At 43.7% G+C, this 20,190-nt stretch carries 18 protein-coding genes and 5 pseudogenes; 15 read left to right on the forward strand and 8 right to left on the reverse strand.

Going from position 1 to position 20,190, the window contains the following annotated elements:
* Positions 1-109: pseudogene (locus tag LC653_RS47865) on the forward strand (IS982 family transposase); the annotation flags it as partial.
* 19 nt (positions 110-128) lie between these two features.
* Here LC653_RS47865 and LC653_RS07060 read toward each other — a convergent pair.
* Both LC653_RS07060 and LC653_RS07065 read right to left on the reverse strand, forming a co-directional pair.
* Positions 129-878 (reverse strand): annotated as a pseudogene (locus LC653_RS07060) (chlorophyll a/b binding light-harvesting protein); the annotation flags it as partial.
* An 83-nt stretch (positions 879-961) separates the two neighbouring features.
* Entirely contained in the window at positions 962-2,020 is a 1,059-nt protein-coding gene (locus tag LC653_RS07065; RefSeq protein ID WP_229493676.1) for a chlorophyll a/b binding light-harvesting protein, read from the reverse strand.
* A gap of 230 nt (positions 2,021-2,250) precedes the next feature.
* Here LC653_RS07065 and LC653_RS07070 point away from each other — a divergent pair.
* A pseudogene (locus LC653_RS07070) lies at positions 2,251-2,526 on the forward strand (hypothetical protein); the annotation flags it as partial.
* Between the two features lie 334 nt (positions 2,527-2,860).
* Here the strand turns inward: LC653_RS07070 and LC653_RS07075 are convergent.
* Together LC653_RS07075 and LC653_RS07080 are read right to left on the reverse strand one after the other, a co-directional pair.
* Positions 2,861-3,382 (reverse strand): 2'-5' RNA ligase family protein, encoded by a 522-nt coding sequence (locus LC653_RS07075; RefSeq protein WP_229493678.1) that lies wholly within the window; start codon positions 3,380-3,382, stop codon positions 2,861-2,863.
* 66 nt (positions 3,383-3,448) lie between these two features.
* On the reverse strand, positions 3,449-4,141 hold the full coding sequence (locus tag LC653_RS07080; protein ID WP_229493680.1) for a haloacid dehalogenase type II: 693 nt from the start codon (positions 4,139-4,141) through the stop codon (positions 3,449-3,451).
* Positions 4,142-4,250: 109 nt separating this feature from the next.
* Here LC653_RS07080 and LC653_RS07085 point away from each other — a divergent pair, with 109 nt between their 5' ends.
* Positions 4,251-4,406 (forward strand): hypothetical protein, encoded by a 156-nt coding sequence (locus LC653_RS07085; RefSeq protein ID WP_229493682.1) that lies wholly within the window; start codon positions 4,251-4,253, stop codon positions 4,404-4,406.
* Here LC653_RS07085 and LC653_RS07090 read toward each other — a convergent pair.
* Together LC653_RS07090 and LC653_RS07095 are read right to left on the reverse strand one after the other, a co-directional pair.
* Positions 4,354-4,551: pseudogene (locus LC653_RS07090) on the reverse strand (hypothetical protein); the annotation flags it as partial. The gene LC653_RS07085 and the pseudogene LC653_RS07090 overlap by 53 nt on opposite strands.
* A 173-nt stretch (positions 4,552-4,724) precedes the next feature.
* Positions 4,725-4,871, reverse strand: coding sequence for a ribbon-helix-helix protein, CopG family (locus tag LC653_RS07095; RefSeq protein ID WP_229493684.1), 147 nt, complete (start codon positions 4,869-4,871; stop codon positions 4,725-4,727).
* 737 nt (positions 4,872-5,608) lie between these two features.
* On the opposite strand from LC653_RS07095, the gene LC653_RS07100 reads away from it, so the two are divergent.
* From LC653_RS07100 to LC653_RS07150, 11 genes and pseudogenes are all read left to right on the forward strand, one after another.
* Positions 5,609-6,109 carry a sterol desaturase family protein gene (locus tag LC653_RS07100; RefSeq protein ID WP_229493686.1) on the forward strand — a complete coding sequence of 167 codons (501 nt, stop codon included), beginning with the start codon at positions 5,609-5,611 and terminating at the stop codon, positions 6,107-6,109.
* A gap of 382 nt (positions 6,110-6,491) precedes the next feature.
* A complete protein-coding gene (locus LC653_RS07105; RefSeq protein WP_229493688.1) occupies positions 6,492-6,938 on the forward strand; it encodes a hypothetical protein in 447 nt (148 codons plus the stop codon).
* Positions 6,925-8,886, forward strand: a complete 1,962-nt coding sequence (locus LC653_RS07110) for a GAF domain-containing sensor histidine kinase (RefSeq protein WP_229493689.1) — start codon at positions 6,925-6,927, stop codon at positions 8,884-8,886. The genes LC653_RS07105 and LC653_RS07110 overlap by 14 nt, the downstream gene beginning before the upstream one ends.
* A 14-nt stretch (positions 8,887-8,900) precedes the next feature.
* Positions 8,901-12,650: a PAS domain S-box protein gene (locus LC653_RS07115; protein ID WP_229493691.1), complete on the forward strand. Its 3,750-nt coding sequence runs from the start codon at positions 8,901-8,903 to the stop codon at positions 12,648-12,650.
* Positions 12,651-12,716: 66 nt separating this feature from the next.
* Positions 12,717-13,094 (forward strand): response regulator transcription factor, encoded by a 378-nt coding sequence (locus LC653_RS07120; protein ID WP_229493693.1) that lies wholly within the window; start codon positions 12,717-12,719, stop codon positions 13,092-13,094.
* A gap of 459 nt (positions 13,095-13,553) precedes the next feature.
* Positions 13,554-13,691, forward strand: a complete 138-nt coding sequence (locus LC653_RS07125; protein ID WP_229493695.1) for a hypothetical protein — start codon at positions 13,554-13,556, stop codon at positions 13,689-13,691.
* A gap of 447 nt (positions 13,692-14,138) precedes the next feature.
* Complete coding sequence (locus tag LC653_RS07130) at positions 14,139-15,233, forward strand: phosphotransacetylase family protein (RefSeq protein ID WP_229493696.1); 1,095 nt, start codon at positions 14,139-14,141, stop codon at positions 15,231-15,233.
* 379 nt (positions 15,234-15,612) lie between these two features.
* Positions 15,613-15,795 carry a virulence activator alpha C-terminal domain-containing protein gene (locus LC653_RS07135; protein ID WP_229493697.1) on the forward strand — a complete coding sequence of 61 codons (183 nt, stop codon included), beginning with the start codon at positions 15,613-15,615 and terminating at the stop codon, positions 15,793-15,795.
* An 84-nt stretch (positions 15,796-15,879) separates the two neighbouring features.
* Positions 15,880-16,383, forward strand: a complete 504-nt coding sequence (locus tag LC653_RS07140; protein ID WP_100902618.1) for a DNA recombination-mediator protein A — start codon at positions 15,880-15,882, stop codon at positions 16,381-16,383.
* Positions 16,384-16,675: 292 nt separating this feature from the next.
* Positions 16,676-17,097 (forward strand): annotated as a pseudogene (locus LC653_RS07145) (MAPEG family protein).
* A gap of 113 nt (positions 17,098-17,210) precedes the next feature.
* Positions 17,211-17,702 (forward strand): YajQ family cyclic di-GMP-binding protein, encoded by a 492-nt coding sequence (locus LC653_RS07150; RefSeq protein ID WP_012411046.1) that lies wholly within the window; start codon positions 17,211-17,213, stop codon positions 17,700-17,702.
* 70 nt (positions 17,703-17,772) lie between these two features.
* Here LC653_RS07150 and LC653_RS07155 read toward each other — a convergent pair whose 3' ends face one another.
* Both LC653_RS07155 and LC653_RS07160 read right to left on the reverse strand, forming a co-directional pair.
* Positions 17,773-18,330, reverse strand: coding sequence for a glutathione S-transferase family protein (locus LC653_RS07155; RefSeq protein WP_229493698.1), 558 nt, complete (start codon positions 18,328-18,330; stop codon positions 17,773-17,775).
* 6 nt (positions 18,331-18,336) lie between these two features.
* On the reverse strand, positions 18,337-18,801 hold the full coding sequence (locus LC653_RS07160; protein WP_229493699.1) for a hypothetical protein: 465 nt from the start codon (positions 18,799-18,801) through the stop codon (positions 18,337-18,339).
* Positions 18,802-19,317: 516 nt separating this feature from the next.
* Here LC653_RS07160 and LC653_RS07165 point away from each other — a divergent pair.
* The gene (locus LC653_RS07165; RefSeq protein WP_229493701.1) at positions 19,318-20,079 is read left to right on the forward strand and encodes a tetratricopeptide repeat protein; all 762 of its coding nucleotides are present in this window, start codon (positions 19,318-19,320) and stop codon (positions 20,077-20,079) included.
* Positions 20,080-20,190: the final 111 nt, after the last annotated feature.

Raw genomic sequence — 20,190 nt, forward strand, 5'->3', positions numbered from 1 at the left:
TTTGGTTAACTTGATAGCTGGTTTAACCGCCTACACCTATTTACCCAAAAAACCTGGTATTGACATTTCCCCGAAAGATTTACCTGCTCTACCTCCTGCGATTTTTTAGTTCCATCGAACTCACGTTAAATTAAAACTTGTCGCGCCCAGGCAAATGGCTTAGTCAAGATATGGAAAATACCACCGCCAATTAGCATCAAACCAACCCAGATGTGACCGCCGACAACATCTTCCAAGTTATCGACAGCTGCCATTCCGTCTGATCCCCAAACCCCAAACAGATAGCCAAAGATGCGGAATGGGTTGAGCGTCGGATGATTGATTATCCTTACGTCTCCACCGCCAGCAGCCCAGGGGTCAAATAGTCCACCCCAAAACATTGCTTTGGCAACCAAAGCTAAAGCACCTAAACCTAAAAGCGTTAGGTGAATGCCCAAGATTGTAGTCATCTTGTCCTTATCCTTCCAGTCATAGCCAAAAAAGCCAGCCCAAGTAGGATTGTCTTCTAACACCTCTGGCCCCAGCAGAGAGTGGTAAATACCACCAGCTGCCAGAATTACTGAAGGTATCAGATGCAAGACGCTGATTACGAAGTATGGATACGTGCTAATAACTTGCCCGCCAGCACCAACACCAAAACCCAGAGTTGCTAGATGAGGTAGTATGATTAACCCTTGCTCATACATTGGCTCATTAGGGTTGAAGCGCGACAATTCAAACAGCGTCATCCCTCCAGCCCATAACAAAATCAATGCAGAATGGGCAATATGAGCGCCTAGTAATTTTCCCGATAAATTAGTGAGACGAAAGTTACCAGCCCACCAACCAACATCAGGTATCTGTTGCTTATATGGGCTATCTTCAATTACTGCTGTCATTTTCAGAACTCCTTGAGAATTTTTAGCAATATTATTGAGCTTTTATTTCAAGATAATTGCAAATTTATTGCATTAAATTGAATTTAGCTAATTGGTTGTGGAATTACCGCCTCCTGACTCACCCTACCTTTGCGAAAATCGAACCCACGCGCCCGCAAGGCGTGCCAGATATGACCTTGGAGAAAGAAGAAAGCTAACCAAAAATGGGCATTAGCTAACCAAGTCCGGGCAGTTACAAGGTCAGGATCGGGTGATGAAAAGTACGGCACGATATTCTGTCTAACCACGAGTGCGGGACCATAAAAAACTTCGGGATAAACAGTAGTGTTTACCGATACGAAGAGAGTTGCAATAAAACCCATCAGTGCTAAAGCGCCCAGACTGTATGAGAGGTAAGCTTCTCCAGACCAAACAAATAGTGGATGCGTCCAGGTAAAGGGCTTAGTGACAATGTGGAAAAATCCACCGAAAATCAATATCGCACCAACCCAAATGTGACCGCCAATCACATCTTCAAGGTTGTCAACACCAGCAATCCAGAATTTACTAATTCCGCCAAACAGATAGCCAAAAATGACACCTGGGTTTAATGTCGGATTTGTAATTACCCGCACATCTTCAATATTGGGGTCGTACAAACCACCAAAGTACATTGCTTTGACAACTAACAAGAATGCTCCAAAACCTAGTAAAACCAGGTGAATACCAAGAATTGTAGTCATTTTGCCCGTATCTGCCCAATCGTAGCCGAAGAAAGGAACTCTGCCCTCTAATTTTTCGGGGCCACGTAGGGAATGAAAGATTCCTCCAAAGCCTAGAAAGGCTGAGGAAATCAGATGTAAAGCTCCGATTACGAAATAGGGATAAGTATCCAAAACTGCACCCTCTGCACCTACACCCCAACCTTGAGCAGCTAGGTGAGGTAGCAAAATTAAGCCTTGTTCGTACATCGGGTTTGCTGGATTTAAATGGGCTAGCTCAAATAAAGTCATGGCTCCTGCCCAGAAAACTATCAGACCAGCATGAGCAACATGAGCGCCTAGTAATTTCCCCGATAAGTTAGTCAGCCTTGCGTTACCAGCCCACCAAGGCGAGTCGGCGAGGTCTTGCTCCACCGACAACGGACTTGTAGAAATTGTCATTTTACACCTATCTAGATTTGTTGAGAATCTTATGCAATAACTTAAAAAAAAGCTTACACCAAATTTTTGCTTATTGCAATTAAATTTCATTAATTCTAGGAAGATGGTGACTGACGACTTTCAGTAGACCGAAAAGTTCTGCGATGTACTCTGCCCTAAAAGGAAATCCCAATTTCTCAGTTACGGCTTGGTTTGAGCTTTGGTGTTAGTGGTCAGAAAGAGTTGGAAGGAGAAAGGGAAAGAAATATCACGAGATTGTTTGTTATCTCAGTAGCCCGCTTTGCACGGCAAAGGAATTTGCTGGTGGTATTCGCGGACATTGGGGTATCGAAAATCGCCTTCACTGGGTGAAAGATGTTGTTTTTCATGAGGACGGTTCAACAATACGCATGGGCAACGCTCCTGCAAATCTTTCAATCAGAAGTTACCGAAGAAGAATTCAGCAATTCTTGAGCCAGAATCCAGCTTGGGGATTTGTAGCGACTGGATGTATAAGAGAGGTTTAGAGCAAGCGATTTTAAACGCGCGTGATATTAAATTCTTTTTTTTTGCGAAACCTCTGACTTCAGACATGGGGTATTCACCAATTCTGAATTCAGAATTCAGCAGGACTTCTCATTCAATGCCGAAAATCTGGATTTCCTTGTTTTTTCCGTGGTTTACTCATGGCTCAAATCAACACCCTTGTGTTGAGTTTAACCATTGAGTTTAACCATTGAGTTTTACCCTCTTGACAAGACTCTAATTTTCTTAACTTGACACCAATGCTGCGCTGACTGCCCTTAGAAAATGCTTACTCTAATTCCCTCCTTTTTAAGGAGGGTTAGGGAGGATCAAGTCCTAACCCAAGCGTATTGATATTATATATTCTTCACTCCAAACTATTTGTCTATTCACATCAATAATCTTCAACAAACTTAGTTTGTCCACCATACAACGATAATCTAAATCTAACTCCTGTGCTTCTTCCAAGGCTTGTGCGTATTGAACTCTATTTTCACTAAACACTCCTAGCGTTAGATGTGGAACAAAGGGTGGATTTTCTCTGCAATATTCAGCCAATATACCCGTATATAATTCATTATGTAATTTGATAATATCTTCCTTTCCTTCCTGAACCATCAAGAACAGATATTCATCCCATGATTTTTGTAATCCCTTTAGATGAATAGGAAATGGTTTCCACGTACTCAGGATGCTCTTAATATGAAGAGTAAGACTATCTTCATCAATAGATTGCAGTAGGGGAAACACCAGGGTGATGTGCGGTTCAATTAAATCAACTTGCGGATCATATTTCTGCCTAAATTTATTGATCCGCTTTGTGTTGATATTTAGGTAATATACGAGCGCGTAAGCCATACTTATGAATACTTTTTGGATGCTACTTTTTGTTCCTCCCGTGGTTAAATCAAGATTAGCCAATTACTATGAACTCAAAGCAGCGAGAGTTTTTAAATCCGGCACTTCTAAGTCAGGTTGACTTATTGCTGAACCTGTGGTGGGGGGTCTTTTTTGGACTGCTCGACGGTTTACCCAGACTGTTGATATTCCCAGAGATTTGGCTGTAACGATATCGTGATATACACTAGCAGCAACGTGTAATATCTGCTCTAGCGGCAAATCAATTCTTTCAATAGCCAGTTTGAAGTTGTTTAAGGAGGGTTTGTAGCTTTTTGCCTGTTCTGCTGTGATTATCTGGTCAAATTCCACCTCCAAGTGCTTTGCCGAGAAAGCAAAGAGATCGTCATCTACATTTGAGATAATTACCAGCTTAAACTTTTGCTTGAGGATTTTAAGTGCCTCAACTGTATCAGGGAAAGGCAGCCAATGCTGAATCGAATCAGCAAGTGAATTTATTTCCTCAGCAGTTGGCTCAAAGCCAAATCGTTCACCAAATTTCTGGACTACTCTTGTCAAAACTTCTCGATATTTGATATATTCTCCAATTTCGAGTTCTGCTTCAAATTGAGCAAACAGTTCCAGAATTTGATCGTCATCCAAATTAGTGTTATGTGCCAGCAGAAGTGGCTTTAGCACCCCTAAGATACCGTTTTCCCAATCAATCAGGGTTCCATAACAATCGAAAGTTAAAGCCTTGTACTGATTGAAGTCAATCACTTTTTATACTCCAGAGCTTGATTAATAGTGTTCAGTTTTCACAAACCAAAAGAGGGGTGAACCCATCTGTGTTGGCGCAGCCCGCACTTCGACAAAGTTCAGCGCCCCAGTGTGGGCTGCGTTACATCAAAGTCCCATCCAGGTGCTGCACTTTCGCCAAGAAGCTGGAGCAGCTTTTGCAGCCATTGAGGCATATTTTGCTAGCGATCGCTCAATAAAGATTCCACAGCCTCTAGTAATTTTGCTGATGGTACTGGTAATATAATATTATTATCTCGCAATTGTGAGAGTGTAATCGACTCCCGATTAATCGCTAGCCAGTACATTATGTCTTTTTCTAAATCTGACAAGCGCTCAAACTGCTGATGTAAAATATCGCGAATGTCGCCAAAAACAACCGTATCTTGTTTTCGGCGTGCTGCACTCGTTTACGGCGGGCGTAGCACACCTTCACTCAATTTTTACGTCCCTCTCAATCCTCACAAAAAATTACCACTCGTTAATTTAACACCTCCAATTCAACCAGATTCTAATGCTTATATCTTGAGAATGAACCAAGGCGAAATGGTTCGCATATCTACTTTTATTTTATCAGTGGCAAAGCTCGAATCAGTTCTCGAATCACATCCGTTGCTGGTCTGCCTGTCTGTTCACAATACTTTTCAAGGTTCTTGGCTTCATTTGATGCCAGGTTTATAGTGATTCGTTTGACGGCCCATTTTTTGTTCATGCTGAAACAGATAAATCGTGTAATCATAGCTTCAAACCCTGATTTTACCTTCCAAACTGGAAAGTAAACTAAATTTGGGATATGCCGAGATACCTTTTCAAGAGGACAAGTTGTAATTGAAGGAGCCAGGAGGAGCAAATCATCCGGGAATTTAAAGAGAGGATGATGCTGATTTATAGCCTACTATTATGGCATCTAGTTAATTCTAGATGATCCAAATTTTGCCGCTTCTTAATTTAATTGTCAAGCAGCTTTCCTCACCTTGATAACCCACGTTATCTTGGCAGAATGCCTATTTCTATCGTTCTGATTAGATTTTTAATTAAAGCTTAATTGCAATCAGCTTAGTATTAATAATACTGAATAACGCCTTAACCTAAATTTGTACTAATTTTAACTTAACCTTTGCTTAAGCTGTATGCCTTAGTAAGAAGATTATGTAGTAACTATGGTTAAATACAGTATTCCTATCGGAATTTAGATGTATTGCGACCATTAATCCAGAGTTAAAAGCCAAATTGGAGGTTCTTACGAGTTGCTGTTTACTGCATTAAGGATTGTAGATTCATGAAACTGCAACTCACCCAATTACATATACTCTGAGCCAAATTAACTGGAGTGTAGACCCATGAAATGCACAGATGATGCTTGCATAGTAGAAAATGAGGTGTCTACGCCTACAGCGTAAAATTTGCATATTTTCTGTGGAGTTTTCTTAACTTACTTGAGGAGTACAAATGCTTGAGGCTATCGCTGTTGCTTGGTTATTACTGTTTTTTGGCGATTTTTTATCTACATTCTTTTATCACGTACCCGAGCACGTTTTTGGTAGCCTACATTTAAAAACGCACCACTCGTGGAAGAAGGACTTCCGCCACTACGCTATTTTGACTTTTAATCCCCAGGTTCTTTTAGATGGTATCTTGGGAGCTTTGCCTTATGTACTTGTAGCAGTTGTCTTGTGGCCTTTCTCTCCCATCGGCGTTATCTCTGGATTACTGCTTGGTCAGTTTCATGTATGGTGGAGACACATAAGTGTGCTAGGTTGGCAAACTTCAAAGGCTGGCAATATTTTATGCCAAATTCTATTTATTACTACTCCTGAGAGACACTGGTTGCACCATCACAAAACTAATTTGGGTTTCGGTGATATTTTCACGTTCTTTGAACAACCTGCACAAATGTGGTTACGCTGGCTTCGGCTACTCAGACTTCGTTTTCGCTACTCTCGGATCTAGGTGAAGCTACCGCTTACCTAAATACTTTTTAAAATTAACAAAAAAAGCTGCGATCGCAGCTTTTTTTGTACACTATTTATTTTTTGCCAAAGAGCGGATTGCGCTTACCTACATACTCAAAAAAGCTGATTCCCAATTTTCGACTAGTCGTAACAAAAGACATCAATTGACCATAAAGTTAAATCTATGCCTTTCTATAATTATGAAAGCTTTACTTATGTTTTTCTATAACTCATCAAAAAATAAGCGAGTTACGCAGACCCAAAGACGCCTCTGGTAAGGAGTTTAAATATATTTGCTAATGCTCAACTTCGGTGTTATATCGCCCATCTTTTTGGGAAAACTAGTCTTAATTAGTAAATTCTTATATCCCTAGATTTTTATGACAATTTCTCTCTTTTCCGGAGATGCTGGGCGTAGCTTACTTATCCGAAGGCGTATGGATAGCTATGGTGAAGTAAGCAGGAGGCAGGAGGCAGATAAAATTAATAACCCGGTTGGCTTGAACTTGAGGCAAGGGAGCAGGGAGCAGGGAGCAAGGGGGATAGAAAAGAATTGGGATGTAGCACTTCGACGTTGCTCAGTGACCACCCCACCTGTTGCATTAGCTTCCCGCTCTTTACGAGAACCACGCTTGCTTTTTTGGGGGAGTCAAACCCATGTTCCTCCTTTCATTCCACGGCAGTTCTTGATGGAGTCATTTCCCCAAGCTTTTAGCCCCCTCTCCCCCAATCCCCACTCCGTGGGGGCCCCGAGTCCCCCTGCCTCTTCGTTGAATGCGGTCAATTTACAACCTGCTGCTTATGAGGTGTTTCATGTCCGCAGTTAGCCTCAGAAAGATTCTTAACAAAAAAGAGTTGCCATCTCTCCTTCATAACTTGGTCAACCAGTTGAACATTGCAATTGATGTTGAACTGGTTGACGGCACGAAACTGATTAGCATTGGGGAGCAAACTGCAAAAAATCGATTTCCAATCGAGGTATCAGGAGAAATCATCGGTTGGGTTGTTGGGGAAGAACAGGCAACTCTACTTGCGACTTTGCTCTCCTTTCTGGCAAAGCAGGAAGCTGAGAAGAAAGTACTCGCCAAAGAATTGCTGGAGCGATACCAGGAAATTGATTTGTTTGAGGATATCTCGACTCAACTGACAACAAGTTTGGATACTCGACAGATTGCCCAACTCGTGCTTCAGGAATTGAGACAATTAATTGAATCATCTGCGGGGATGATTCTGCTTTTGAGTCCAGATGCAACTGCGTTTGAAATCATTGCTGAATTTGGAGTCTTTTTTGACCACAGTCAGCCGGAACCAGGTAAGGGAATTATTGGCAACATTGTGGAATCCAACCGGGCAGAACTGGTCAATGATGTGCAAGCCGATCCTCGATTAGAGGGGCAAAAAAACGTTAGCGCATTGATTTGTGTACCGTTGCGAGCCAAGGAGCGGGTCTTGGGAGCGATCGCTATTGGGACGCCCAAACCTGACTCATACAAGGCTGAACACCTGAAACTTGTGAGTATCTTTGCCTCTCAAAGTGCGATCGCCATTGACAAAGCTGTGCTTTACGAGCAAAGCACTCAAGCAGCCGTCCAGGCAAAAGCCCAAACACAGAAGCTTCAGCAAGCTCTCCATGAGTTGCAATTAGCCCAAACTCAGTTAATCCAAAGCGAAAAAATGTCCAGTCTCGGACAACTCATTGCCGGAGTTGCCCACGAAATCAACAACCCGGTTAACTTTATTTGCGGCAATTTAAAGTATGTTGCCGAATACTCCCAAGACTTGTTGCACCTGTTGGAAAACTATCAGAAATTCCTACCTGTTGCTCCTCCAGAACTGGAATCAGAGTTAGACAATATAGACCTGGAATTTATCATGCAGGATCTCCCCAAACTGCTAGATTCGATGAAACTGGGCACAAGTCGCATCGTTGAAATTGTCCAATCCCTGAAAAATTTCTCCCGCCATGACGAAGCTGAAATGAAAGCCGTCAACATCCACGATGGCATCGACGGGACGCTGATGATTCTTCACCATCGCCTGAAAGCGGCTATTCGCCGACCGAAAATTGAAATTGTTAAAGACTATGCCAAAGTTCCCCTGATTGAATGCTACCCCGGACAGTTAAATCAGGTGTTTATGAACATCCTGGCAAATGCCATTGATGCTTTAGAGGAGGGAATGAGCAATGAAGAAATATCCCCCCCTACTGCCCAAATCACCATTCGTACTGAAGTCCTCGACAACCAGTGGGTTGTGATTCGCATTGCCGACAACGGCCCAGGCATGAAAGAGGAGGTAATCCGCCGCATTTACGATCCCTTCTTCACCACGAAAGATGTTGGTAAGGGAACCGGGTTAGGCATGGCAATCAGCTACCAAATTGTTGTAGACAAACATAGGGGAATGCTCAAGTGTCGTTCTCAACCAGGTGAAGGGACAGAATTCTGGATTCAGATTCCGGTAAATTGTGCAGTGGTGGACGCGGCTGTTGAGGAGAATTGCACTTCTGCCTTGCCAACTCCCACAACCGAATCATCCCATACTCCCGATACCGATGGCTTCATTCCATCAACAACTCCAATGCTCAAACCGACGGATTTGTTGATTCGCCATACTCAATTGATCCAGCGACTTTCACAGCACAATCCAAATGTGGAAGGTGCATCACCCGATCAAATTTACCAGATGTTCCAACGCCACCCAATTTCGTTAAGGCTTTACGCCACTTTGTTGTCTTGGTTCTGTTGTTCTAACCCTACCCAAATACGCCATTAAAAGAAACCTCAACCATGTTTAACCAACTTGATGAATACAACAGTCACCTATTTGAACAATGTCCTGTTGGGCTAGTACTATGCCGAACAGATGGGACGCTAATTAACATCAACCCCGCCTATGCTGCCATTTTGGGGCGCACTGTTTCAGAAACCTTGAATCTCAACTACTGGCAAATTACTCCGGAAAACTATGTCGCCGAGCAAGCCGTGCTAGAGAATTTAGAACGGACTGGTCGCTACGGTCCCTATGAGAAGGAGTTCATCCACAAAAACGGGCATCTCGTTCCAGTCAGGGTCTCCGGACTCATGATTGACAAGGATGGAGAGCGCCTGATCTGGTCAAGTGTGGAAGATATTAGCGACCTCAAGCGTGTCCAGCAGGAACGTCAACACTCCGAAAAAATCTTGAAACAGAGCGAAGCACGATACCGCTCTCTGGTCAAAACTAACACACAAATTATCTGGGTCAGCACACCAGAAGGAATTTGCTTTGAATTGACAGACTGGATCGCCTACACAGGTCAAAGTTTAGCTGAAGCGGAAAATGGGGGCTGGATTGATGCTGTACATCCCGATGATCGTGGGTATACCGGAGAAGCCTGGGGTGTTGCCGTAGCAAACCTGAGCATGTATCAAATTGAATACCGAATTCGGGGCAAGGATGGCAACTATCGCTACTTTTGGGTCTGGGGTGCCCCCGTCATTGAAGATGATGGTAGCGTTCGGGAATGGATTGGCACCTGCACCGATATTCACGATCGCAAGCTGGCAGAAGCCGAAAAGCAGTATCTAGAACAACGGTATCGCTCTTTAGTAACTGCCACTTCACAAATTGTCTGGGTGACTACACCTGAAGGACTGGGGGTAAGCAGTGAAATGCTTACCTGGTTAGCGTATACAGGTCAGAGTGCAGATGAAATCGAGGATTTAGGCTGGCTCGAGCCGATTTACCCTGATGACCGTACTCGCACAGCCCAAGCCTGGAGTACTGCTGTGGCGAATCAGAGTCTCTTTCAAACCGAATATCGGCTGCGTGGCAAGGATGGCACATACCGCTACTTTTTTGTCTGTGGCACCCCCATCCTAGAAGCAGACGGTAGCGTTCGAGAATGGATTGGCACCTGCACCAATATTCACGATCGCAAGCTGGCAGAAGCCGAAAATCAGCGTCTTAAAGAACGATATCGCTCCTTAGTAACTGCTACTTCACAGATTATCTGGGGAGCTACCCCGGAAGGGCTGGGAATAAGTAGGGAAATGCTCACCTGGATGGCCTATACGGGGCAGAGCGAAGCTGAAGTTGAGGGTTGGGGCTGGCTCGATCCGATTCACCCCCATGACCGTGCCAGCTCCACAGAGGCTTGGAATGCTGCTGTGGCAAACCGAGGTATCTACCAAACCGAATATCGGCTGCGTGGCAAGGATGGCACATACCGCTACTTCTCTGTCTGTGGTGCCCCCGTCCTAGAAGAAGACGGCAGTATTCGGGAATGGATTGGCGCTTGCACCGATATTCACGATCGCAAGCAGGCAGAAGCTGAAAATCAACGTTTATTGGATATGTTAAATCATTCCAGCGATGCGATCATTGTGCGCGACATGAGCGACAAAATCTCTCACTGGAATCAGGGTGCTGAAAGGCTCTACGGTTGGACGCGTGAGGAAGTAAAAGACCAATGCATTCAAGCTTTTATCAAAAAAACTTTTCTAAAGCCAAAGGAAGAAATTGTCGCAGAGTTATTAGAGCAAGGAAATTGGGAAGGAGAAGTGGAACACCTCACCCATGATGGCAGACTGATTACCGTCCAGAGTCGATGGACTTTGCAACGAGACATCTCTGGTCAGCCCTGCGCTGTGCTAGAAATCAATACCGATATCACTGCTCGCAAACAAGCAGAAATCGCTCTGCGGCAACTGAATCAAGAACTGGAAGCCAGAGTTGCAGAGCGGACGGCTGCCCTGCAAAATACCCTAGCAGAAGCGCAGGGGTTAAATGCTATTTTAGATAACTTAGCAGATGGTTTGTTAGTGGCAGACACCGCAGGACAAATCACCCACTTCAATCCTGCCTTTTTAACCATGTATGGATTGACAGCTACCGCCCTCAACGGTCACTACCGAGAATTGCCGATATCTGGTTTAGCAGACCTGGTAGCACGAACTCAGTCCCATCCTAAAGAGGTGTTCTCTGCCGAAGTTGCACTGACAAAGGAACGCATTGGTCAGGCAGTGGCAACCGCCATTTTCAAAAAGACGGCAGATTCAGAACCAGATGCCTGCTTTGGTTCGGCGCTGCTGATTCGGGATGTGACGGCAGAAAAGGAAATCGACCAGATGAAAACCGACTTCATCTCAACAGTTTCCCATGAACTACGAACGCCACTGACTTCTGTTCTCGGTTTTGCCTCCATCATTCAAGAAAAGCTGCAAACCGATGTGTTCCCAATGATTTGTACCGAAGACCGCAAGCTTCAGAAAACGATTAAGCGAGTGGCTGACAATCTCAACATTATTGTGTCGGAAGCAGAACGGCTTACATCTTTGATTAACGATGTCTTAGACATCGCCAAGATGGAAGCAGGTAAGGTGGAATGGCAGATGCAGCCCCTCGATCCCAGCGAATTACTCGATTGGGCAACCAATTCTACCGCCGGGTTATTTGAAACCAATGGCTTGCAGTTGGTGTGCGAGATTGAACCTGGACTGCCTCAGATAGTAGGCGATCGCAATCGTCTGCTGCAAGTTTTAATCAACCTAATTTCCAATGCCGTTAAGTTTACCGAATCTGGTTGTGTCACCTGCCGCGTCAAACAAGGAAACGACGGTGTTTGCATCAGCGTCATCGACACAGGCATTGGGATTGCACCTGAAGACCAGCCAAAAGTGTTCGAGAAATTCCGCCAAGTTGGCGACACCCTCACCGACAAACCCAAAGGTACAGGATTAGGGCTGCCCATTTGTAAACAAATCGTCGATCATCACGGCGGTAGAATCTGGGTTGAAAGTGAACCAGGTAACGGCAGCGTATTCTCATTTATCATTCCCACATACACCAGCGATCAAAAAACCACTGCTAATCTGAATCTGGATACGCTAGTCAAACAACTCAAAGAACACGTCATCACCAAAAACCCTGTGCTGAACCAAAACCGTAAAACCATTTTGGTTGTAGATGATGACGCTAACATTCGAGAACTGCTCCGTCAACAATTGGAAAACGAAGGCTACAATGTTCGGGAAGGAAAGGACGGCATGGATGCAATTCATCAAATCAAAACAGCCCGTCCCGATCTGATTCTCTTAGACGTGATGATGCCCCAAATCAACGGCTTTGATGTGGCAGCCGTCCTCAAAAATGATCCTCAAACCGCAGACATTCCGATCATCATTCTGTCAATTATTGAAAACAAAGAACGGGGCTATCATATTGGCATTGATCGCTATCTCACCAAGCCCATTGACACAGAGAAACTCCTGAACGAAATTGGCTCACTGCTTTACCAGGGTACTTCTAGTAAAAAGGTATTGGTTGTAGATAAAAATGCATCAGCCTTAAAAACCCTATCAGATGTACTGCAAACTCAGGGATACAGCGTGATTGAAGCCTCTGATCCGCAAGAATGCATTCATAAAGCCCTGTCAGCCAAACCTGACATGATCATCATCGATTCTATCTTCTCTCAAGAAGCCGATTTGGTGAAAACCCTACGGTTTGAAAAGGAGTTGGAAAATGTATTTTTTATTATGCTGTCTGAACAGTAATCGCTGCGACTCTGTACTGGTAAAAAATTATTTTAACCCACTCCCCACTCCCCACTCTCTAATTTTATGACTCAGAAAATTCTAATTGTTGACGATGAACCCAATATCTTGATTTTGATGGAACAAGCCCTAGAAGCATTAGAAGACGAAGGTGTTGAACTTCTAACTGCTAAAAATGGAGAAGAAGCTCTCGAAACTATTAAAACTGAAAAACCAAATCTAGTTTTTCTCGATGTGATGATGCCTAAAATGAATGGTCTGCAAGTTTGTCATATTGTTAAACACGAACTGCAAATGACTGATATCTACATTATAATCTTGACAGCGAAGGGACAGGAATTTGATAAACAAAAAGGAATTGAGGTTGGTGCAGATTTATATCTAACTAAACCATTTCGCCCCAAAGAAGTACTTGAAAAATCAATGCAGGTGCTGGGTTTTTGAAGAAAATTATGAATGTTTTCCACCTGCTTTCGCCTACAGTGGACTGGAAGCGAAAGCAGCACTTTATCTTGCTAATTCATCATACATAATGGGCGTAGCTTGCTTCTGCAACTACGCTATTTTTATTTTCAATCACCAGGTTATTTTAGATGGAATTAAATACTTTTGAAAATTGTTAAAAGTAGCTGCGATCGCATCTGCTTTTGGTATAGTAATCCTATCTAACTTATGAGAAATAATTTTTTATAACGTAAACACCGAGTGGCTTGCCGTAGGCGATCGCTCCAGACGCCGAGAGAATCAAGAGAGATTTTCACGAATTATTTAAGATTGCTATACGTTATTTATATGATTAAATAGTTAAATCTGAAAATTACAATCCACATTCTACACTAATCTCAGGAAATTAGAAGCTCCTGAATTTATGCTTGATGTAAATAAAACCATAGATAAACACAAATGCATATTTTGCGTGAATATCATGCAAATCTCATCAGCAATGGTGTTTTTGGCTATGATTGGGAGCAACTGGTCAACGATTATAAACTTACCGCACAGTTCAAAGTCTTTACGTTGCTACAGAGTGGTGCGTTTTAGCACAAGACCGCCAACGGATGAAATGGCTATGGTTTTCGCAATTGCAAAAATCCATAACAGCTTTCTTGGACTTGGAATGCTCTGAATTATGGACAGGGAAAGTGGACTAGTTAGCATTTTCGCTTTCCCAACCCCAAGTTAAGGATAATCGTAGGTTGGGTGGAACTTAAGTGTTACCCAACAAACCCGCGTCGTAGGTTGGGTTTCGTTCCTCCAACGCCACTTGCTTCAAGTCGGGAAACCGCAAGGGCGCAGTGGCTCCCCAACCTACGCAGTTTATGGTTTTTGGCGCTAACTGAACTGTATTGAGTTATGCCCCTGCTTGTTCAATCAGAAGGTAATTCTGGGAAACCTTAATTTGTGAGAGCGAGAGGCTTTTGCTAGAAGGAACTAGAATTAGGAAACACCTAGTGGGTTCTTCTGACTTTTGAAATTAGGAGTGCATGTGTGCCAAAATCCCCTAAATATTTGCTGATTGGATCAACCGAGACTTACAGCGGTAAATCTGCAACTGTTCTGGGTTTGTCTCATCAGCTACAGCAAAAAGGACTGGATATTACCTACGGTAAACCGCTTGGTACGTGTTTGAATTCGTCCAGTGGAACCGTAATTGAGGAAGATGTCCAATTCATCGCTCTTAGCCTCAATTTGCCGGAAAACCGTGTTGCACCTACAATGCTGGCTTTGGATGAACTAAATGTGCAAAAACGCTTGCGAGGGGAAGACCAAACCGATTATCAGCAGTCCTTAATACAGCAATATTTGCATAAATCTCAAGGAGATTTAGTGTTATTGGAGGGGCCTGGTGATTTGTCCGAAGGCAATTTGTTTGACTTGTCTTTGCTACAAATGGCTGAACTATTGGATGCTGGCGTGCTGTTAGTAGCCCGCTATAAATCGTTGCTTTCGGTTGAGTCGCTATTGGCTGCTAAAGGGCGTGTGGGCGATCGCTTGATTGGAGTTGTAATCAATGATATCCCTGTCACCCAACTAGAAGCAGTTGACACTCTCTTGCGCCCATTTTTGGAACAGCAGGGGATTCCGGTGCTAGCAATGCTGCCTAATAGCGATTTGCTCCGCAGTGTCAGTGTTGGCGAACTGGTCAAACAGTTAAAGGCTGATGTTCTCTGTCGCAACGATCGCATGGATTTGTTGGTGGAAAGTTTAGCAATTGGAGCGATGAATGTCAACTCTGCTGTCAAGTATTTTCGCAAACGCCGAAATATGGCAGTGGTAACAGGAGGCGATCGCGTGGAAATTCAGCAAGCGGCTTTGGAAACTTCTACCCAATGTTTAATTCTCACCGGGCAACTACCGCCGCCGCCGTTTATTCTCAGTCGCGCTGAAGAACTAGAAATCCCCATTTTGTCTGTTGACTTAGATACCCTAACTACTGTAGAAATTGTTGACCGCACTTTTGGTCAAGTCCGTGTCCACGAGCCGATTAAGGTTCAGTATATTCGCAAGTTGATGTCGGAGCATTTTGACATTGACCGCTTGTTATCCAAACTAGGTTTAACTCCTGCATCGGCATTGTCTTAGATTCATTGCTCAGTTATCAGTTAGGAGGCTGTATTACTGGTAAGGGTACAGCTGGCTCACCGTCACCTCCCAAGGGACGGCGAGCTGTTTCCTTTTGCCCATAGCTGGGATGTGTTTATATCATGTCCGTATAATTAGTTATGATTTCCACAGTCATTGCACCCCACACGCTATCCGGCTCCACTTGGGGAGACCCCAAGACCGCACTGGCTCCCCAAAATCTCCCCTCCCCGCAAGCAGGAGGGGAGACAAAGCTACGCTTTGGCGGGGTGGGGTTCTTCGGGTTTAATAAGTAATCAAGCGGACATGATATTAGTTGCAGCAGCTAATCCAAAGACAGGCATATTGCCGTAAATAGCCTTTTTACTGGTTAAAATTTTTGTTAGTCATATCGTCTACGTACAAAGACATAGAACAGGATTACTTTCAGAATCCGCAAGAACTGCCAGAATCAGGCAAATTTCAGTACTTGACTCTTCCAAATGGCATTAGTTACGAAACACATTGGCTAGCCTGGTGTAACCAAGTAATAGAGTTACTGAACCAAACAATCGAAAATTAGTAGCAATGTTTAACTCAAGTTTTCCTCGCATCTACACGCTGTTTGGTAGAATATCTGGGTCGTTTAATCTGATTATCTCCATCTTTGAGCCAATCAACAGACCTTATTAACCTAGATACATTAGCGCAAGAACTAGCGACAATCCAGCAAACGGGTTCTAAAAGAATTGCCTTGCTGGGTTCTCGTCATGTCCCGATTACGCATCAGAATCTTATTGAAATGATGACATACGCCCTAGTTTTATCGGGTAATCGAATCATTACTTCTGGTGCTACAGGTACAAATTCAGCGGCCATCAAGGGAGCAACCCGGGCTGATGCAAATTTGTTGACGGTGATTCTACCCCAAAGCCTGGAACGCCAGCCTTTGGAATCGCGCCAGCAACTGGAACAGGTAATGCATTTAGTCGAAAATCCCAGTAATGATACTCTCTCCCTTGCTGAAGCTAGTTACCTGTGCAACAAGGAGATTGTCTCCCGTTGCCAGCAACTAATCTGCTTTGCGTTTCACGACAGTCGCACCCTGTTACAAACTTGTCAGGATGCAGAAGAACAAAGAAAAGTAGTGACGCTTTTCTACTTTGATTAGTCATTTGTCATTTGTCTTTTGTCATTTGTGTTTGACTAATGACTGATGACTGATGACCCTTACGGGTGACGCTCGTTCCTCGCTAACGCTGCGCTATCGCTCTAAGCGAAGCCATGCCGTTCGCGCAGCGTCTCGAAGAGAAGGCTTTACGCTGCGCTAACGCCAGTCACTCATGGGGGAAACCCCCAGACGCTCGCGGACTCGCTAACGCTGCGCTATCGCCCTTGGCGTCTCCCCTTGGGAGAAGACCGTGCTGGCTCACTGATGACTAATAACCAACGACTAATAAGTAATGATAATTTTTTTGTACTCGATCGCTGCTGCTGCCGTTCTAATTTACGTGCCATTTTTGCTAGTAGCTTATGCCCGTGTGCGTATTGGGTATGAAATGTTTTCTACTCCTGGCGCTATGTTTGATAAATTGCCACCTTATGCCCAACAAGCTACTTGGGCACATCAGAACACCTTTGAAGCGTTTATGGTGTTTGCGGCAGCAGCATTGATGGCTTATGTAACTGGTGTAAATTCAACTAAAGCCCAAGTGGCTGCGATCGCCTTTGTGGTGGCTCGTTTGTTATACTCAATTTTTTATATTTTGAATATACCCTTTTGCGTTAGCGTAGCTCCTCTGAAAGAGGCTCGCTGATGTTTGCCATTGGCATCCTTAGCTCTGGCACTCTCATCTTATTGAGTATTATCCAAACTAGTAGTTAATTGGGGAGTGGGGAGTGGGGAGTGGGGAGTGGGGAAAACTTTTCCCAATCCAAAATCCAAAATCGTTCGACTGAGCGAAGTCGAAGTCCAAAATCTAAAATCCAAAATGTTTTATGGCTTCTACTTTTTCCTTTGACATTGTGAGCGACTTTGACCGACAAGAGTTAGTTAACGCTGTCGATCAAGTTATACGAGACATCAAAGGTCGTTACGACCTCAAAGACACTGAAACTACTGTCGAGTTAGTTGAAGAAAGCATTAACGTTAGTACTGACAGCGAGTTCACCTTAGATTCTGTACACACCATTCTGCGAGAAAAAGCCGCCAAGCGTAACCTATCCCAGAAAATCTTTGATTTTGGCAAAGTTGAATCAGCCAGTGGTAATCGCGTGCGTCAAGAAATCAAACTCAAAAAAGGCATTAGTCAGGAAATCGCCAAACAAATTTCCAAATTGATTCGGGACGAATTCAAAAAGGTACAAGCTTCAATTCAAGGGGATGCTGTGCGGGTTTCTGCCAAATCTAAAGATGACTTACAAGTAGTCATGCAGCGCCTGAAACAAGAAGACTACCCGGTGGCTTTGCAATTTACAAACTATCGTTAACAGATTCGTAATTCGTAGTTAAGAATTCAATTACGAATTACGAATTACGAATTACGAATTACGAATTATTTTAAGCCCGGACGCTAATACTTTTTTGAAATGCCGGACGCTCAGATAACTGCTTCATATAGTTCAACACCTCTGGGTAGGAACTGAGGTCTAGCTTCAGCATGATGGGAATATAATTCAGAATAGACCCCACTGCCACATCAGCAACAGTGAACTCATCGCCAAGCAAAAAAGGTTGCTTACTGAAAATTTCATTTAACGGAGTCAACAAGCGGGGCATTTCCCGCTCCCGACTTGCTTCTACAAAAATTCCTGGGCCAAGGGTAGCATTGGCAAACAACACCCATTGGGAAAATACACCACGTTCTTGGAGTGAAAGTGGAGTTTTACTGTATTTATCGGCAAGATACAGCAAAATTGCCCCAGATTCCCAAAGTTTAAAATCCCCATCAACAATTGCTGGAACTTTACCAACTGGGTTAATTGCCAAATATTCAGGTTTGAGGTGTTCACCTGCCTGCATATCAAGCTTGACAAATTCGTAGGGAACTTTTAGTTCCTCTAAATACCAGTGAACAATTGACGCTCGACTACGAGCGCCACCGTAAAGTTTGAGCATAATTACTTAAAGAACTTTGTGAGTGTGAGAATGTTGTTTAACGTTGTCTTCTTTGGTGACAACTCTAGCGGCGTTTAACACCCGCTTGCGCTCAATGGAATACTTAAATTCGGTATAGTTTGTACCTAAGGGAATTAAAGATTTTGCAGATTCACGACGCTTGTAGGTACGAGCTGCTGCAAATGCCCGTGGGACAAATTCCTCTCCAAACTGAGCCGACTCTGGGAAGCCATCTGGAAACAGTTGTGAATCGCCATCCAGCACAGATCCCAAAGTTGTTGCATGAGCCAGCTTATAAGAGGTAGGGATGCCCTTTAAGAGCGCTTCCAAAGCCGCAGAGGGAATCGGTTCTATAACTTCGATTTGATAAACTTCTCCATCTTCTTTGACGAAGCAGGTTGCCAAGCCGATAACAATGTAATCATCGGTTGCTAAATCAGGGGCATTGGGATAGGAAATTGCGGTTGTCATCGGAAAATTTCTCAAAACTTAGAAATTGAATTTAGGGATTGGGGATTGGGGACTTGTACTGAGCGAACGCGAGTGCGTCTGGTAGAGAAGCCGTTGGTGCAGCCTCTCCAAGAGTTGTATTGGGGATTAGGGATTGGAGATTAGGATTGAGTGAAAGTGGGAAGTGAATTCTCCCCAGTTCCCAGTTCCCAGTCCCCAGTCTCCAATCCCCAATCCCCTCTTTAAGGAACAGCTTGTTGGCATTCTACCAATTTGTCGCTCTCACTACTTGACTAGCCTTTGAGATTGACATCTGCTATTTCTGGAATTCACCCTGGGGATGAAGTATTCATGATTAGGTTTGAGGATCAATTGTTTATCTAGGGGGTAGATTTCTCTTGTGCGGCTAGGTTAAGTTCTCTCTTGAGTGGCTTTACTGTAACCCTAATTACTTTAAAAATAGACATAGTAGTAAAACCACTAGCAGACAAAAACTAGAATTGGATTCCACAAAACACGGATTTAGTATAGGTAAATATGAATATTCACTCATTTTTAGCTGATGGTGACCAGCAAAGTAGCAAATGTAAAATCGTTTCAAATATTACACATAAAGCCCAAGCACAGAGGAAAAATGACAGTGGCGAATCTGTTTTAGGCGATCGCTACTTACGCTCTTGTGCTTTGAGGTCGGCTCAACAAGGAGATTATACTGAGGCGATCGCACTTTTAAGCCAACTAATTTCCTGCCATCCCCACAATGCCATTGATTACAACAACCGGGGGCTAATTTATTTCCAAAGTGGTGAAACGCAAAAAGCGCTTGACGACTATAATACCGCCCTCAAACTTAATCCCTATCTGGCTAGTGCTTATAATAACCGGGCAAATTACTACGCGGCTTGTGGAGAATTCGCAGCAGCACTTGCCGATTACGATCAAGCGATTGATTTGAATCCTCGCCATGTTCGGGCGTGGATTAATCGAGGCATTACCTGGCGTGATTTGGGGCAATATGAGGAGGCAATTGAGAATTTTGAGGTAGCACTGCTTTTCGGTCAACTAGAAGGTCATATCTGGGCTGAACGCGGCAGGACTTACCATCTTTGGGGCAACTCGAATTGTGCGTTAACGAAGCTTGCCGTTCGCGTAGCGTCTCGTAGAGAAGGCATCGCTGATTATCGTCGTGCCCTCACTCAACTGCCTTCTCTCGACAACAGTAAGGATATTACTGGTTATCGCTTGCGTTTACAACTCGAAAATTGGCTAAACGAGTTGCTATCTGAATCAGCGTCCTAGTTGGTAGATTAGTTCTTCTGGGGGATTCAAAATTCAAAATAAATTATTAAATTTTGAATAGGAGTTTAGTGACGCTGTATCGCTAATGACTAATAGATGATAGCTACATAG

The organism is Nostoc mirabile CHAB5784 (assembly GCF_020829645.1).
GTDB lineage: Bacteria > Cyanobacteriota > Cyanobacteriia > Cyanobacteriales > Nostocaceae > Nostoc > Nostoc mirabile.